Below are 15,297 nucleotides of genomic sequence, written 5' to 3' on the forward strand. Positions count from 1 at the left end.
TCTTGCCCATATCATCAAAAAAACAGGAGCGGCGTGATTGAAAAAACGATTAGTTCTTGGCCAGCGAGCGCAGATAGGCGGCGAACTCGACGCCCACCTCATGATGCTGCAAACCGTAATTGACCGTGGCTTTAAGATAGCCCAGCTTGGAGCCGCAGTCGTAACGCACGCCCTTGAACGGCAGCGCCAACACCGGCTCGTCCTTCATCAGCGCCGCGATGCCGTCGGTCAGCTGGATTTCGCCGCCGGTGCCGGCCGTGGTGTTGACCAGCTTGTCGAAGATGCGCGGGGTCAGGATGTAACGGCCCACCACCGCCAGATTGGACGGCGCCACTTCCGGGCGCGGCTTTTCCACGATGTGCTCGACTTGCTGATGGCCGCGCGCGTCCGGCGCCACCTTGACGATGCCGTAGGAACTGGTTTCCTCAGGCGCAACGGTTTCCACTCCCAGCACCGAAGCATGGGTTTCGTCGAACAGCTTGACCATCTGCTCCATCGCGCCCGGCGCGCCTTCAATCAGGTCGTCGGCCAGGATCACCGCGAACGGCTCGTCGCCCACCACCGGTCGCGCGCACAGCACGGCGTGGCCCAGCCCAAGCGCCTCGGTCTGACGGATGAAAATGCAGGACACCGACGGCGGAATAATGCCCTGAACGGTTTCCAGCAGCTTCTGCTTGTTCTTGTTTTCCAGTTCGGTTTCCAGCTCGTAAGCCTTGTCGAAATGGTCTTCAATCGAACGCTTGTTGCGGCCGGTAATGAAAATCAGCTCGGTCATGCCCGCGGCAATCGCCTCTTCCACCGCGTACTGGATCAGCGGTTTGTCCACCACCGGCAGCATTTCCTTGGGGCTGGCCTTGGTGGCCGGCAGGAAGCGGGTGCCCAGCCCGGCAACGGGAAAGACCGCTTTCGTGATTTTTTTCATACCCATTTCTCGTTAACAAGCGTTGACAGGCGCGCATTCTACCGCGCCGCGGCCCGCTGGTGAAAGTCCCAGCCTCACAAACCGGCGGGAAAACCCCGCGCCAGCGCCTGAGCCGCGCTTTCCAGCACCGGCCCCCAAACGCCGGCCTCCGCCTGACGCCAGACCCGCATCGAGTCGTACCACGGGGCTCGCTCGCCGGCGGCCAGGAAGAAGGGCGCGCTTTCCGCGCGCATCAATACCCAAACCGGCTTGCCCATCGCCCCGGCCAGGTGGGCGACGGCGGTATCCACGGTGATCACCAGATCCAGTTCCGCCACCCAGGCGGCGGTGTCGGCGAAATCGCTCAAGGCTGGCGTGGCCAACAAACCTTGCAAAACCGAAGGCGGCTCGCCCGGCTGCAGGGAAACAAAATCGATGCCCGGCAGCCGGCACAGCGCGGCGAACTCTTCCGGCGGCACCGATTTGTGGCGACGCCAATAATCGGCCTTGCCCACGCCCCATTGCCCGCTCTCCCACACCACGCCGACGCGCGGACGGCCGCCGCTGCGCGGCGGGATTGTCGCGGACGGCGTCGCCGCCAGATAAGGCTGAGCCGGCAGATTGTCCAAGGTGACGCCCAGCACGCCGGGCAAGGACATCAGCGGCAGTTGGCAATCGAACACCGGCGCGGCCTCCGGCTCCAACAATTCCACGCCGTCGAATTGAGCGAACAGGCGGTGGAAGGTTTTGGGGCAGGCCAATAGCAGGCGCGCACGCGGGTGCTCGGCTCGCAACCGCGGCAGGAAACGCGCCATCTGCAGGCTGTCACCCAAGCCCTGTTCCGCCCAGAGCAGCAAGGTGGATGCGCCCAGCGCCTCGCCTTGCCAGCGCCGATCGCGGTGGCGCGGCTCCAGAATGGCCTCCCAGCGCGCCTCGTAATACGGCCAGGCCTCGGCGTAGCGGCCGGCCAGCAATAGCGCGATGGACAGGCTGAAACGCAGATTGGCGTCTTCCGGGTCCAGTTCCAGACCGCCTTGCAGCACAGCGATGGCGTCGTCCAGCAATAAGGCACAGGTGCAGGCATAGCCCAGGTTATTGCATCGCGCCGGACTGACTCCGGCCAGCTCGATGGCGCGCAAATGGCAGGCGATGGCTTCCTGGTATTGCAAGCGGTGCTGCAAAACCACGCCCAGGTTGCTCCAAGCGTCCGCATGCTCGGGCTCCGCCGCCAGCGCCTCGCGCAACAGCGCCTCCGCCAGCTCCAATTCGCCCAACTCCTTGAGCAGCACAGCCAGATTGCATTTGATGTTGACGGACTGCGGATTGAGCGCGGCGGCGGCCAGGTAGTCGTCCAGCGCGCGCGCGCTGTCGCCTTGGCGCAGGCGGGCGTTGGCGCGGTTGGCCAGCGCCTGCCAATCCTTGGCGTTCCGCCTCAGACATTGATCAAATGCCTGCTCCGCCTCGCGCCAGCGGCCTTCCGCCGCGAATTGATTGCCTTGTTCGAAGGCTTGGTCCGCCATATCCGCTCCTTGGCTTACTCTCCGGCCAGCAAAGCTTGCAAGCCGGCTTCGTCCAAAATCGCCACGCCCAGTTCTTCTGCCTTGGCCAGCTTGCTGCCGGCCTCCGCTCCCGCGACGACATAATGGGTTTTCTTGGAGACGCTGCCGGACACCTTGCCGCCGGCGGCTTCTATCAGCTCCTTGGCCTGATCCCGGCTCATGGTCGGCAGCGTGCCGGTCAGCACCAGGGTCTTGCCTTCCAGCACGCCAGCCGACGCCGCTTGCGCCGGCAGCGCCTCCAGGATCTCGTCAACCAAGGCGGCCAGCGCGCGCAGGCTGTCGCGCTTGCCCGGCAAATCAAGCCAGTCGGCCAGCGCGTTGATCACCTCGGCCGGCAACTCCAGATCCAGCAGCGCGCGCCGCTCGCGTTCGGCCAAGGCGGCCAGGCCGTCTATCTGCGCCGCCAATTGCTGGCTGCGCACCTCGGTCAAACGCGGAATGTCCAGCCGCGCCAGCAACACGGCCGGCTGTAGGCGCTCGGCCAGGCGCGGGGACGGCGCGTGCTCGTCGGCCGGGGCGACATGACTCAACAAAGCGTCCAGCGCAGCTTCGTTATTGGCTTCGGCGAAAAAGTCCGCCAGCGATTCCGCCACCACGCCGCCGATATCCGGCAGCGCCGCGAACAAGGCCGCCGGCGAACGGCGGATCAAGCCCATCGTCCCCAGCCAATCGGCCAGGGTTTTGGCGGTGGATTCGCCCACATGGCGGATGCCCAGCGCGAATAACAGCCTAGCCAGCGGCGGCCGGCGGCTGGCGGCGATCGCCTCGATCAGGTTTTCCGCCCACTTGCTCGCCACCTTGCCCGCCTTGACGGTTTCCGGAGTCACGCCTTCGTCCTCATCGGCGCGGCGCTTCATCTCCAGCAAGTCTTCCAGCGTCAGCCGATACAGATCGGCCACGCCGCGCACATAGTCGTACTCCACCAGCTTGTCGATATAGCGTTCGCCAAGACCGTCGATATCCATCATGCGGCGGCCGGCGAAGTGTTGAATCGCCTGGCTGCGCTGGGCGCGGCAGGACAAGCCGCCTGAGCAGCGCGCCACCGCCTCGCCCTCTTCACGCACCACGTGGCTGCCGCATACCGGACAGACCGCCGGCAAACGATAGGCGGGGTATTGCGGCGTTTCGCCGGCGCTGAACAGATCGCCTCCGGCTGCCGGCTGCATTGGCCGGCGCTCCAGCACCACCGACACAACCTCGGGGATCACATCGCCGGCGCGGCGCACAATCACGGTATCGCCGACGCGCACATCCTTGCGCCGCGCCTCGTCCTCATTGTGCAGGGTAGCGTTGGTGACGGTGACGCCGCCGACGAACACCGGCTTCAAGCGCGCCACCGGGGTGATGGCGCCGGTGCGGCCCACTTGCTCCTCGATCGCCTCAACTTGAGTCAGCGCCTCCTCGGCCGGAAACTTGTGGGCGATGGCCCAGCGCGGCGCGCGCGACACAAAGCCCAGCTCATCCTGCAAGGCGCGCTGGTTGACCTTGTACACCACGCCATCGATATCGAAAGGCAGGCCGGGACGCCGCTGCCTCACCTGCTCGTAATAAGCGATCAAGCCATCCACGCCGCGCACCACCGGCCGCAAATCCTCGGCCACCACCGGGAAGCCGAGCTCGCGCAACCAGGCCATTTCAGCGCTGTGGCTGGCCGGCCAGTCCGCGCCTTCCACCTGAGCGATGGAATAGGCGAAGAAGGACAAGCGGCGCTGAGCAGTGATGCGTGAATCCAGCTGACGCAGGCTGCCGGCGGCGGCGTTGCGCGGATTGGCGAAGGTCTTGTCGCCGCGCGCCGCCTGCTCGGCGTTGAGCTTGTCGAAGTCCTGTTTCAGCATCAACACTTCGCCGCGCACTTCCAGCAGGCTGGGCACGGCGGCCCCAGCCGGCAAACGCAGCGGAATCGCGCGCACGGTGCAGATGTTCTCGGTGACGTTTTCGCCCGTCACGCCGTCTCCGCGAGTAGCCGCCTGGGCCAGCACGCCGTCGCGGTAGAGCAGAGAGATCGCCAGGCCGTCGAACTTGGGCTCTGTGGCGTACTCCACCTCCGCGGCGTCCAGGCCCTTGCGCACCCGCTCATCGAACTGCAGCAGTTCCTCATGACGCTGTTCGCGCTCGCTCAGCTGCATATCGGAAAACGCGTTGGACAGCGACAGCATGGGCACGCTGTGGGTCACTTGCTGGAACTCGTCCAGCGGCGCGCCGCCGACGCGTCGGGTAGGCGAATCCGCGCTCGCCAGTTCCGGGTGCTCCTGTTCCAGCTGCTGCAGCTCCCGGAACAAGCGGTCATATTCGGCGTCCGGCACCGTGGGCGCGTCCAGCACATAGTATTCGTGGCCGTAGCGATTCAGCAGTTGATGCAGTTCGGCTACGCGCTGTTGCGGGGTGAGGGTGGTCATGTTCAGTCGGGCTCAAACAGAAAAAGCCGGCGTGGCGCCGGCCTTGGAAACGGAAGATTATCTAGCGGGCCGATTACCCCAGTGTAGCGGCTGGACAGCAAGGCGACACCGAGGCTTCCTGCCGGCTTCAGGCAAACAGTCTCAACGCGGCCACGCTGCCGGGGGCGATGCCGCGGTCGTCCATGCTGCCGTAGATGTGCAGCAATTGGTCGCGAATGCGGGTCAGGCCGGCGTCGGACAGCGGACGGCGGTTGTCGTCCACCAGTTGGGCATCGAACTCCTGCGCCAACTGGCGCGCGAAATACACGGCCCGGTCGAACACCTCGACCCCGCCGGCCACGCGCGGCACGTCGAACAACAGAGTCAGCGCCGGGAAGGATTTGTCCAGCAGCGTGTGGAAGGTGAACGGCATCTGGTCGGCCGCCATCAGCGAATACAGGGTGTTGCCAGAGTCCGCCAGGTAATGGAAAGCGCCGTCCGGCTCCAGTTGCAGGCCGGCGGCCTCGGCGAAACTGCGCAGCCGCGTGCCTTCTATCGGCCCCTGCGGCACGATGTTGATGCCGATCAGCACGTCCACGTCGGCGCAGAAACGGTCCAGTTCGCGCGCCGCCACCAGCTTCTGCTGGCGCTGCGGGAAGCTGACCGCGGCGTCGTGCTCCTCGGCGAAACGCGATACTTGCTGGCAGAAACCGGCCAGTTCCTGCTCAGTCACCGCACCGCTGCGATCCACCATCTGCATGCTGACGTTGATCTGCTTGTAACGGGTTCCAGGCAGGGCTTCGGCCGGCTTCCACAGGCCTTTTTCCGTGCGGCCTATCAATTGGGTGCGCTTGCCCACGTTGAAACGCGGAATCGCCGCCAGCTCGTGCGGCGCATGGAACACCACTTCGGCGATGAAATCCAAAGACGGGTCCAGCATCGCCACCACCAGCGCCTGGTGATCAGCGGAGTCCATCTGCGGGGCTTCGTCCTCTTCCTCCACCACCGGCACCGCGTCGAAGACCGCCTCGCGCGGCCGGTCAGGCTCGGCTCGCGCCGGCTCCACGAGGATTTGCGGCTCAAAGTAAGCGGCGGCGTAATCGTCCGGCTCCGGCGAGGCGTCCACCAGCACCGGCTCCATCCGGTCCTGCTTCACGCCGTCGCGCACATTGTTCTTGGGCACGTCCAGCAGCACGTCGTCGTGGCCGCGCGTAAAGGCCTGGCGAGTCTTCTTGCGAAAACGCCATTCCTGAAAAGCATTGAATCCGTACACCAGAGCGATCACCGCGCCGCCCAGTATCAATACACCAATCTGTAATTCGCTCATCAGCCAGTCCGCATTAAGGCGAATAATCGAAGCCGTCGGCAGCCTCCTCGCCGCGCGCCGGCGCATCTCTCAATGCGCGATGCGGCGTCATTCGGCAATAGCCGGGCCGACAGCCTCCCTTTAAGTATTCGGCAACAAAACCGTTCGAATCTGGCGTTTCGGCCAGTCGAGAACGGCGATAGACCACGGTTATTATAACGAAAGCCTCAGCTTGCGCATCATTTGGCGGCAATTTAGCCGTAAATGCCTTGCCGCCAGCGTAAATCAAGCCGGGGCGATAGCTGATGCGGGCAATTTGGCGCTTCAAACCGGGTTCTCAACCTGAATTGGATGCCGAATCGCCCCTGCTGGTTCCATCAGACCGCGTAGAACGGCTCCAGCCAGCCGTTGTACGTCGCGAATCGGCCCGCCGCAAGCGGGCCAAATGGAAGCGGAACGTCATTTTCAGTGCCGAAAGGTCCGGCAGATGACATTTCTGACAGGGGCGCTCTGAAATATCTCGTGCCAGAATATTTCGTGTTCATGCAAATGAATGATTCCAAATCGTCTTAAACACTGCTTAGGAAAGCAAGGGATAGATCGATGAAAAACACTTCTCAAGCCAGTTTCCTTCCGGTGGTCCACGAGCTGGCGCGCACCTACCAGGCATTCGAACAGTTTGCCAGCCAGCACATTCGTCAGCTGGGCCTGACTCCGCCGCAATTCGACGTGGTCGCCACCCTGGGCCATAGCAAGGGCATGAATTGCAAGGAGCTGTCCGACCGCACGTTGATCACCAAAGGGACGCTGACCGGCGTCATCGACCGGCTGGAAGACAAGGGTCTGGTTACCCGCACCATGCAGCCAAACGATCGCCGCAGCGTATTCGTTTCCTTGACCCAACACGGAGAACGTCTGTTCGATCAGGCCTTCCCCGCTCATATCGACTATATGCAGATCGCCTTCAAACGCTTTGGCGAACACGACCTGTCCGGTTTCTGCCAGGAACTGGGCCGTCTGCGCGAAGGCTTCAGCCTGGCGCTGGAGGAACAGGAAGAAGTCACGGCTTAATCTCTCCAGCCGTCACCGCCCTTTACCCGGCGGCGAGACGCGGCCCCGCGATGCGGCCCGCGCCCTCGCCGCCATTGCATTTTCAATTCCGGCCGCGCCCACGGCTCAAGGGCTCTGAAAACGCACCGGCACCATCAACACCGAATCCACCGCCTGGCCATTGCGTTTGGCCGGCGCGAAGCGCCAACGCTCCACCGCGGCCTTGGCCGCTCGGTCCAGCCGCGGATAACCGCTACTGACGGCCACCGTCACCTCGCCGGCGCGGCCGGCGGCGCTAACGCTCACCCGCAGTAAAACCGTGCCCTGCTCGCCGTTTTCCCGCGAGCGTTCCGGGTATTCCGGCGGCGGATTGTTAAGATATTCCGCGCGGTACAATGCCACGCTGTCCGCGCCGCCCTGCGATGTGCCGCCGCCCCCCGGCTGCGCGGCGGCCCCGCTCTTCGCACCACTGTCGCCGGCGGACTCAACGGCGCTTGTCGCCGGCCCGGCCAGGCCGGCCTCAGGTAAAAGCGGAGGCGCCGCAAAACGGGCGCTTGGCTTGGAGCTTGGCCTGGCCGCCGCTTTATTTTCAACCTTGTTGCCGGCCTGATTCCCGGCCTTGGCCGCATTTTGAGCGATAACGGGCTCAGGTCCGCCCGCGGGCTGCGCCAGTCTCAGCGTCAACGCGGCCACGCTTGGCTGAGGCGGACGACCTTGCCAAGCGAACAATAGCAAGGCATGCAGCGCCAGCGACGCCAACAAAGCCCAACAGACAGGGCGCGCGCCCATCTTTCGCCTCAGCAGCGCATCCGGCTGCCCGGCCGGCTGTAATGCCACCAGGCCACCAGCATGGACACCAGATAAAACACAAAGAACATGCCGAAAGCCGGCAGGAAACTGCCGAAGGCGGCCAGCGCGCTGCCGAAGGATTTGGGAATCACGAAGCCGCCGAACGCCGCCATCACCGAACTGACATTCATCGCCGACGCGCCGCGCCGCCCGCCGCGCGCGTAGGCTTCCGCAACGTCCAGGCCCGCGGCCTTGGCCCGCTGGCCCGCCTGCAACAGAAAAACCTTGGGCGCCAATTGAAAAGACGAACCGTTGCCCACGCCCGCAGCGAAGAAAATCAACTGAAACATGGCGAGGAACAGCCAGAACGAACCGCCGTTGCCGGCGGAGGGCATGCTCAGATAAACGCCGACGGTGGCCAGCGCCATCACCCCGTTGCTGAGCATGGTGGCGATGCCGCCGCCGATGTGGTCGCCCATCCAGCCGCCCAGCGGCCGCGACAAGGCGCAGACCATGGGCCCGATAAAGGCGTAGGGCGTGACATCGATCAGCGGGAACATATTGCGCGCCAGCAGTGGGAAGGCTGCGGCGAAGCCGAGGAAAGTGCCGTAGCTGCCCATGTACAGCAGGCAGATATACCAGGTGTGCGGATCGCGCATCGCGTCCAGCTGGTCATGCGGCGTGATGCGCAGCTTGGGCAGATCATGCGCGTACAGCAAGCAGGCCAGCGCGATGACGATGATGAAGGGCAGCCACAGATACCCGGCGTTCTGCAGCCACACCGGGTGCACGGCGCCGCCAACGCCCCAGATCTGCGGCCCGCCGGCCGCGCCGAACAAGGGCAGCAGAATCACCACCGGGATCGCCAGTTGCGCCACCGACACGCCCAGATTTCCCAACCCCGCGTTCAACCCCATCGCCAGCCCTTTGGCCGCCTTGGGAAAGAAAAAGCTGGTATTGGACAGATGGGAAGCGCTAGCGCCGCCGCCAATGCCGCACAAGCCGGACACCAGCAACAGCATGGGAAACGGCGTCGAAATATCCTGCACCACCGTGGCCACGCCCAAAGCCGGCAGCAAGAGCAGCAAGGTGGAAATGCCCAGCCACAGGCCGCCGCCCACCCAGCTCCATATCCATGAGTACAACAGCCTCATCAAGGCTCCGACCAGCGGCGGAATCGACACCAGCAGGAACTGCTGCTGATTGCTGAGCGCGAACCCGACCGCCGGCAGGTTGACCACCACCATGCTCCACATCATCCAGATATTGAAGTTCAGGTGCAGCGACAGGATGGACAGCCAGAGATTGCGATTGGCGATGCGCCGCCCGCGGCGCAGCCAGAAGATAGGGTTTTCAGGTTCCCAACGCTTGATGCTTACGGTCATGCCTATTCATCCAGCAATGATATCGTCCGGCGGCCGCTGCCGCCGGGAAGCTGCGCAGTATGCCATTCGCGCGCGCGCTACAGTTTGCGCGCCGTCAAACCGAAACTAATGAAAACAGTCTGCGGGCAGCTCGAGCCTTCAGAGCCTGTTCAAAGTCTCGCCAGCTAGAGTGAGACAAGGCGAAAGCGGCTGAGAAAGCGCAATGGTCAAGTGGTACATGAGCATTTTGAGCTCGCACTCACCGTGCAACGCTTCACGAAGCGCCGCAGACTTTGAACAGATTCTCAGGCGGTTTCCCGCATTTTCAACGCTTCCACGATATCCACCGCCACAATGCGGCTGACGCCCTGTTCCTGCATGGTCACGCCCACCAGTTGTTCGGCCATTTCCATGGTCAGGCGGTTATGAGAAATATAGAGAAACTGGGTTCGCTCCGACATCTGCTTGACCAGATCGCAGAAACGGCTGGTATTGGCGTCGTCCAGCGGCGCGTCCACCTCGTCCAGCAGGCAGAACGGCGCCGGGTTCAGCGAGAACAGCGAGAACACCAGGCTCATCGCAGTCAGCGCCTTTTCTCCGCCGGACAGCAGGTGAATCGTGCTGTTCTTCTTGCCCGGCGGCTGGGCGATGATCTGCACGCCGGCGTCCAGCAAGTCCTCCCCGGTCAGCACCAGCTCGGCGCGGCCGCCGCCAAACAGCGTGGGGAAAAACTCCCGCATCTTGGTGTTGACCGCATCGTAAGTGGCTTGCAGCATCTCGCGGGTTTCGCCGTCTATCTTGGCGATCGCCTCTTCCAAGGTGGCCATTGCCTGATTCAGGTCTTCGGACTGATTGGCCAGGTAGTCGCCGCGCTTCCTGGCTTCATCCAGCTCCTCCAGCGCCGCCAGGTTGACCGCGCCCAGCCCTTCCAACGCGCGCGCCAGCCGCGCGATCTCGGCGGCCAGCGCGTTCGGCTTCACCGACTCGCTCAGATCGGCCATCAGCGCGGCTTCGTCGGCGCCGGCGCTGGCCAGTTCTTCGGCGAAACGCTCCATCGCCAGCCTCGCCTCCTGGTGCTTGAGCAACCAGTCCGAGCGCGCTTCGCGCAGCGCCGGCAAAGCGGCGTTGGCTTGCTGTTGTTGCTGGGTCAATTCGCGCAGCTTCTCGGTCAGGCCGTTGAGCCGGTCACGCACCGCGCCCAGGCTGTGCTCGCGCTGTTCGCATTCGGCCAGGGCCAGTTGCAAGGCCTCTTCGGGCACCGCCTCCTCCACCGCCTCGGCTTCCTCGGCCAGAGTCTCCAAACGCTCGGCCAGTTGCTGATCGCGCTCATCCAGTTCGCGGTCTCGCCGCGCCAGCTCCGCCACCTTCTGCTCGGCGGTGCTCATTTCCAGCTTGATCTCGTGCAGCATGCGCTCGGCGTCGCGCGTCTTGTTGCGCGCCAACTGCAAACCCGTCTCGGCATTGAGCCGGTCAACTCGCATGTCCTCCAATTGCACCGTGAGTTCTTCCAGCGTCAACGCCGTCTCTTCGCCCAGCATTTCGGCTTCGGCGATGCTCTGGCGCGCCAATTCGCCCTCTTCGGCGATGCGCCGGCGCTCGGCCTCGATCGCCGCCAGCCGCGCCGCGCCCTGGCGCGCGGCCTGGTCCAGCTTGACGTGCTCCAGAGTCGCTGCGTTCAGCTCCGCCTCCAAACGGGTCAACGCGCCCTTTTGCGCCCGCACCGCCTCGGCCAGCATGCCGCCGCGGCTTTGCAATGATTCGCGGCGCCGCTGCAAGGCGTCGATTTCCGGCGACAAGGTCTCCAAGCGCGCCTGGGCCGCTTCCAACAGCGCTTTGCGCGCCATCAGGCCGTCGCCGCCGGCTTCGGCGTGCAGGCACAGGCTGGCGGCGTAAACGCGGTGGCCTTCCGGCGTCAGCAGGCAAGCGCCGGCCGGCAATTGTTCGCGCAAGGCCAGTGCCTCGTCCAACGATCCGGCCAAGTAGACGCCGGCCAGCCAGTCTTGCAAGGCGGCCTGGAAGGGTTGGGCTGCTCGCACCTGTTGCAACAGCGTCGGCCACGAGCGCTCCGCTTCCCAGTCCCGCGCCGTCGCGCCGTCCGCCAACGCCAGCGCCGCCGGCGGCAATTCGCCGGACAGCGCGGCGGCGCGCGCGGCCAGGCGTTCGCCCAGCGCCGCTTCCAGCGCCGGCTGCCATTTAGGCTCCACCTGCAGGCTCTGCCACAACTGCGGCGCCTCGGCCAGGCCCCGGCGCTGCAGCCAGCCGTCCAATTGCTCGCTGGCCGCCTCGCGCGCCAGCATTCCGGCCAGCGCGGCGGCCTCGGCCTCGGCCCGCGCCTGTTCGCCGCGCAGCGCGGCCAGTTGTTCGTCCAGTTTTTCGCGCTCGGCGGCCAGGTCCGCCTGCTTGGCCTCGTCGGCCACCAGCCGGCCTCGCACCGTCTCCAGCGCGCCGCGCGCGCGTTCCACTTCGGCGGCGGCGGCTTGCTGCCGCTCTTGGTCCGGCAGATTCAAATCGCTCAGTTCTCGGCGCAACGCGTCTTCGCGGCCGGACAGCTGCTCCAGATTGCGACGCTGATGCTCGCCGTTCTGGCGCGCCAGGTCTCGATCCCGGCTGAGCTTGGCCTGCTGCGCGATCAGCCCGTTCAGCTGCTGCTCTATCGCGCGGTATTCCGCCTCGGCGGTGGGCAATTCGTCAGCGCCGTCTTCCAGCGTCATTTGCGCCTCTTCCAGCCTCATCTGCGCTTCTTCGCGCCGCGGCAGCCAGTCGTCCAGCTCAGCCTTCACTTGGCCGCGGCTTTCGGCCAGCACCTGACGCTCGGTGCGCACGGCACTCAGCTCTCGGTCGACGCGGGCGCGGTTTTGCTCTCGGTGGCGCTGCGCCTCTTCCAGCCGCGCCAGTTGGGCGTTGGCCTCGAACAAGCGCTGCTGCGCCTCGTGCACTTCGTCGCTGGCGACGAAATGGCTTTCGCGAACGGTTTCGGACTCGGCCTCCACATGGGTGACCGCCGCTTCCAGCGCCGCTTCTTCGGTTTCAATGCGCGCCAGTTCCCCGCGCGCCGCCGCCTCGTTGCGCGCGGCCTCTTCCCGTCGCGCCAGAGCCAGCAGGTTTTGCTTATGGGTCAGCGCGCCGCGCAGATCGTGGTATTGGGCGGCCACCTCCGCCTGTTCGGACAAGCGCTCCACCTGCCGCTCCAGCTCTTGTCGCAAGTCGGCGATGCGTTCCAGATTGGCGCGGGTGTCCGCGATGCGGTGTTCGGTTTCGCGGCGGCGCTCCTTGTACTTGGACACGCCGGCGGCTTCTTCCAGATAGGCGCGCAGTTCTTCCGGCCGCGCCTCGATGATGCGGGAGATCATGCCCTGCTCGATCACCGCGTAGCCGCGCGCACCCACGCCGGTGCCGAGAAAAAGATCCGTGATGTCGCGGCGACGCACTTGCTGGTTGTTGATGAAGTAGCTGGATTCTCCCTGGCGGGTCAGCACCCGCTTGATCGCCACCTCCGCGTACTGACCCCATGCGCCGGTGAGCGCGCCGTCGCCGTTGTCGAACACAAGTTCCACCGAAGCGCGGCTAACCGGCTTGCGCGTGGACGAACCGTTGAAGATCACGTCCTGCATCGATTCGCCGCGCAGTTGCTTGGCCGAGGACTCGCCCAGCACCCAGCGCACCGCGTCTATCACATTGGACTTGCCGCAGCCATTGGGGCCGATCACCGCCACCAGTTGACCGGGCACGGCAATGCTGGTGGGATCGACGAATGACTTGAAACCGGCAAGCTTGATGTGGGTGAGACGCAAGATGTCCTCGCAATGGCTGGGCGAAAATCGGCATTTTAGCAGTTGCCCGCGCCGGCCGCGCGTCGCGCGCGGACCTGTTGCGCGTCGCGCAGCCGCATCTACCCAGACAGCCCACTTATGCCATAATGGCCGCATGGAACCGCTATCGTTGTCCAATCAATTCTTGATCGCCATGCCCAATATGGCGGACCCGCTGTTCTCTCGCTCGCTGGTCTTCGTCTGCGAGCATGGCGAGCACGGCGCCATGGGCCTGATCGTCAACAAGCCTTCCGGCATCGCCATGGCGCAGTTGTTCGATCAGATCGATCTGCCGCTGGACGGCGACTCGCTCCGCGCCGAGCCGATTTACTTCGGCGGCCCGGTGCAGCCGGACCGGGGCTTTGTGCTGCACATGCCGGTGGGCAATTGGCAATCCAGCCTGCTGGTCACCGACGACATCGCGCTGACCACGTCCAAGGACGTGCTGATGGCGGTGTCCGAAAACCACAAGCAGCCGGACCGCATGCTGATCACGCTGGGTTATTCCGGCTGGAGCGCCGGTCAGCTGGAGCAGGAAATCGCCGACAACGGTTGGCTGACGGTGCCGGCGCGGCCGGACATCATCTTCGGACTGCCCTGCGAGGAGCGCTACGACGCCGCGATGGCGCTGCTGGGCTTCGATCCTTCCCTATTGTCCACGGATGTCGGCCATGCCTGAAGGTTGCGCCTTGGCATTCGACTTCGGCGAGCGCCGCATTGGCGTCGCCGTCGGGGACACCCTGCTCGGCATTCCCCACCCGCTCATCACCATAGACACGGAAATCAACGACGCGCGCTTCGCCGCCATCGCCGCTTTAATCGCGGAATGGCGGCCGGCGCAGCTGGTGGTGGGGCTGCCGATGCACATCGACGGCACCGAACACCAGATGACGCAACTGGCGCGCCGCTTCGCCAACCGGCTCAAGGGCCGCTACGGCCTGCCGGTGTGGCTGGTGGACGAACGGCTGACCTCGGTGGTGGCCGAATCCATGCTGGAAGAAGCCGGCGTGCGCGGCCGCAAGCAGAAGCCGGCGCTGGATCAGGTGGCGGCCCAGGCCATTCTGCTGACCTGGTTCGAGCACCCCGGACAAGCCGTCTGACCCCATCATGAAACTCTCGCCGCAAGCCCGGGTCAGCGCGCTGATGCTGGCCTTTCTCGCCAGCCTGCTGGGCTTGATCGCGGTCTTGCTGACACCCAGCCATCAATTGCGCGAATGGCGCAACGCGCCGGGCCACGTGGAGAGCAGCCGCATGCTGGTGGTGTCCAGCGCCGAACACCCCGATCAACTTTACTGGCAGCCGCATGTGCAATACCTGTACACGGTGCGCGGCCAGGTCTATCACAGCGACCGGCTGTTCGCCGTCGACAACGCCCTGCCCGGCGACCGCAGCAACGCCGACGACCTGACGCGGCGCTTTCCCGCCGGCAAGCCGATCACCGTCTACTACAATCCGCGCAGCCCCGCCGAGTCCGTGCTGATCAAGGGCGGGGACAGCGATATCGGCAGCGCCAAATTCATCCTGGCGGCGCTGAGCGCGCTGTTCGGCTGGGCGCTGCTGTATCGGCTGCGGGCCAAGCTGCCGCTGCCGCGCCGGCGCGTTCACCGAGGCATCCGCGCCCCATGAGCGAAAAAGTCATCGCCCTGCTGGTCATCGCCATCGGCTTGGCCATTTCCGTTTATCTGTGGCAGCAGTCCGCCAAGGCGCAACAGGCCGCCGGCTGGCCCAGCGTCGTCGGCCAAATTGTCTCCAGCGAAGTGGACTGGCGACCTATTCGCGGCGGCGACAGCTCGGATCGCAGGGAATACCGCGCCGTCGTACGCTATGAATACCGCGTGGCCGGCCGTATCCACCGCGCCGAGCGGCTGCGCTTCCCCAATCCAGGCTACGGCAGCAGCGATCAACAAGCACTCGAAATCGTTCAGCGCTACCCGGCGAGCCAAGCCGTGCAGGTGTTCTACAATCCGCAAAACCCAGAGGAGGCCTGCCTGGAGCCAGGCAAGCACTGGTCGGCGTGGCTGGCCCAGGCCGTGGGCGCGCTCGTGGTCCTTGTCGGCCTATGGCTGCTGCGGCGTTAAAACCGACCTCTCACACCCTGCTCACTGCTAAAACTGTCCACCCGGACATGTCATTACAAAGTCATT

At 64.8% G+C, this 15,297-nt stretch carries 13 protein-coding genes; 5 read left to right on the forward strand and 8 right to left on the reverse strand.

Translation table 11 applies throughout. The annotated features are described in order from the left end of the window. Nucleotides 1-49: 49 nt before the first annotated feature. The 5 genes from galU to ACUXV1_RS20980 all read right to left on the reverse strand — a co-directional run bounded on the left by galU (nucleotide 50) and on the right by ACUXV1_RS20980 (nucleotide 6,469). Nucleotides 50-922, reverse strand: a complete 873-nt coding sequence (gene galU / locus ACUXV1_RS20960) for a UTP--glucose-1-phosphate uridylyltransferase GalU (protein ID WP_446016407.1) — start codon at nucleotides 920-922, stop codon at nucleotides 50-52. Between the two features lie 74 nt (nucleotides 923-996). Further along, nucleotides 997-2,421 (reverse strand): tetratricopeptide repeat-containing glycosyltransferase family protein, encoded by a 1,425-nt coding sequence (locus tag ACUXV1_RS20965; RefSeq protein WP_446016409.1) that lies wholly within the window; start codon nucleotides 2,419-2,421, stop codon nucleotides 997-999. A gap of 14 nt (nucleotides 2,422-2,435) precedes the next feature. Next, the gene (gene ligA / locus ACUXV1_RS20970) at nucleotides 2,436-4,856 is read right to left on the reverse strand and encodes an NAD-dependent DNA ligase LigA (protein ID WP_446016410.1); all 2,421 of its coding nucleotides are present in this window, start codon (nucleotides 4,854-4,856) and stop codon (nucleotides 2,436-2,438) included. 127 nt (nucleotides 4,857-4,983) lie between these two features. Then, on the reverse strand, nucleotides 4,984-6,162 hold the full coding sequence (locus ACUXV1_RS20975) for a cell division protein ZipA C-terminal FtsZ-binding domain-containing protein (protein ID WP_446016412.1): 1,179 nt from the start codon (nucleotides 6,160-6,162) through the stop codon (nucleotides 4,984-4,986). A 13-nt stretch (nucleotides 6,163-6,175) separates the two neighbouring features. Continuing rightward, nucleotides 6,176-6,469 carry a hypothetical protein gene (locus ACUXV1_RS20980; protein WP_156038981.1) on the reverse strand — a complete coding sequence of 98 codons (294 nt, stop codon included), beginning with the start codon at nucleotides 6,467-6,469 and terminating at the stop codon, nucleotides 6,176-6,178. Between the two features lie 275 nt (nucleotides 6,470-6,744). Between ACUXV1_RS20980 and ACUXV1_RS20985 the strand changes: the two genes are divergently transcribed. Next, nucleotides 6,745-7,212 (forward strand): MarR family winged helix-turn-helix transcriptional regulator, encoded by a 468-nt coding sequence (locus ACUXV1_RS20985; RefSeq protein WP_019103187.1) that lies wholly within the window; start codon nucleotides 6,745-6,747, stop codon nucleotides 7,210-7,212. Nucleotides 7,213-7,317: 105 nt separating this feature from the next. Here the strand turns inward: ACUXV1_RS20985 and ACUXV1_RS20990 are convergent, their stop codons facing one another. The 3 genes from ACUXV1_RS20990 to smc all read right to left on the reverse strand — a co-directional run bounded on the left by ACUXV1_RS20990 (nucleotide 7,318) and on the right by smc (nucleotide 13,270). After that, nucleotides 7,318-7,593 carry an energy transducer TonB gene (locus ACUXV1_RS20990; RefSeq protein ID WP_446016413.1) on the reverse strand — a complete coding sequence of 92 codons (276 nt, stop codon included), beginning with the start codon at nucleotides 7,591-7,593 and terminating at the stop codon, nucleotides 7,318-7,320. A gap of 395 nt (nucleotides 7,594-7,988) precedes the next feature. Next, entirely contained in the window at nucleotides 7,989-9,365 is a 1,377-nt protein-coding gene (locus ACUXV1_RS20995) for a nitrite extrusion protein (RefSeq protein ID WP_043638040.1), read from the reverse strand. A gap of 284 nt (nucleotides 9,366-9,649) precedes the next feature. Beyond that, nucleotides 9,650-13,270 carry a chromosome segregation protein SMC gene (smc, locus tag ACUXV1_RS21000; protein ID WP_446016415.1) on the reverse strand — a complete coding sequence of 1,207 codons (3,621 nt, stop codon included), beginning with the start codon at nucleotides 13,268-13,270 and terminating at the stop codon, nucleotides 9,650-9,652. On the opposite strand from smc, the gene ACUXV1_RS21005 reads away from it, so the two are divergent. The 4 genes from ACUXV1_RS21005 to ACUXV1_RS21020 are packed head-to-tail and all read left to right on the forward strand — an operon-like array spanning nucleotide 13,269 to nucleotide 15,231. Further along, the gene (locus tag ACUXV1_RS21005) at nucleotides 13,269-13,832 is read left to right on the forward strand and encodes a YqgE/AlgH family protein (protein ID WP_043638035.1); all 564 of its coding nucleotides are present in this window, start codon (nucleotides 13,269-13,271) and stop codon (nucleotides 13,830-13,832) included. The genes smc and ACUXV1_RS21005 overlap by 2 nt on opposite strands. Next, nucleotides 13,816-14,253 carry a Holliday junction resolvase RuvX gene (gene ruvX, locus ACUXV1_RS21010; protein ID WP_043594155.1) on the forward strand — a complete coding sequence of 146 codons (438 nt, stop codon included), beginning with the start codon at nucleotides 13,816-13,818 and terminating at the stop codon, nucleotides 14,251-14,253. The genes ACUXV1_RS21005 and ruvX overlap by 17 nt, the downstream gene beginning before the upstream one ends. A 7-nt stretch (nucleotides 14,254-14,260) precedes the next feature. Beyond that, nucleotides 14,261-14,779 carry a DUF3592 domain-containing protein gene (locus tag ACUXV1_RS21015; protein WP_081555492.1) on the forward strand — a complete coding sequence of 173 codons (519 nt, stop codon included), beginning with the start codon at nucleotides 14,261-14,263 and terminating at the stop codon, nucleotides 14,777-14,779. Beyond that, complete coding sequence (locus tag ACUXV1_RS21020) at nucleotides 14,776-15,231, forward strand: DUF3592 domain-containing protein (RefSeq protein WP_114153717.1); 456 nt, start codon at nucleotides 14,776-14,778, stop codon at nucleotides 15,229-15,231. Before ACUXV1_RS21015 ends, ACUXV1_RS21020 begins: the two co-directional genes overlap by 4 nt. The last annotated feature ends 66 nt before the right edge of the window (nucleotides 15,232-15,297 follow it).

Source organism: Chromobacterium sp. W521 (genome assembly GCF_052805975.1).

What these genes read in the sequence shown, in the direction of transcription:
- ACUXV1_RS20975 (WP_446016412.1), bottom strand. Translation starts at nt 6,162, where the DNA reads ATGAGCGAATTACAGATTGGTGTATTGATACTGGGCGGCGCGGTGATC.
- smc (WP_446016415.1), bottom strand. Translation starts at nt 13,270, where the DNA reads ATGCGGCCATTATGGCATAAGTGGGCTGTCTGGGTAGATGCGGCTGCG.
- ligA (WP_446016410.1), bottom strand. Translation starts at nt 4,856, where the DNA reads ATGACCACCCTCACCCCGCAACAGCGCGTAGCCGAACTGCATCAACTG.
- galU (WP_446016407.1), bottom strand. Translation starts at nt 922, where the DNA reads ATGAAAAAAATCACGAAAGCGGTCTTTCCCGTTGCCGGGCTGGGCACC.
- ACUXV1_RS20965 (WP_446016409.1), bottom strand. Translation starts at nt 2,421, where the DNA reads ATGGCGGACCAAGCCTTCGAACAAGGCAATCAATTCGCGGCGGAAGGC.
- ACUXV1_RS20995 (WP_043638040.1), bottom strand. Translation starts at nt 9,365, where the DNA reads ATGACCGTAAGCATCAAGCGTTGGGAACCTGAAAACCCTATCTTCTGG.
- ruvX (WP_043594155.1), top strand. Translation starts at nt 13,816, where the DNA reads ATGTCGGCCATGCCTGAAGGTTGCGCCTTGGCATTCGACTTCGGCGAG.
- ACUXV1_RS21015 (WP_081555492.1), top strand. Translation starts at nt 14,261, where the DNA reads ATGAAACTCTCGCCGCAAGCCCGGGTCAGCGCGCTGATGCTGGCCTTT.
- ACUXV1_RS21005 (WP_043638035.1), top strand. Translation starts at nt 13,269, where the DNA reads ATGGAACCGCTATCGTTGTCCAATCAATTCTTGATCGCCATGCCCAAT.
- ACUXV1_RS21020 (WP_114153717.1), top strand. Translation starts at nt 14,776, where the DNA reads ATGAGCGAAAAAGTCATCGCCCTGCTGGTCATCGCCATCGGCTTGGCC.
- ACUXV1_RS20985 (WP_019103187.1), top strand. Translation starts at nt 6,745, where the DNA reads ATGAAAAACACTTCTCAAGCCAGTTTCCTTCCGGTGGTCCACGAGCTG.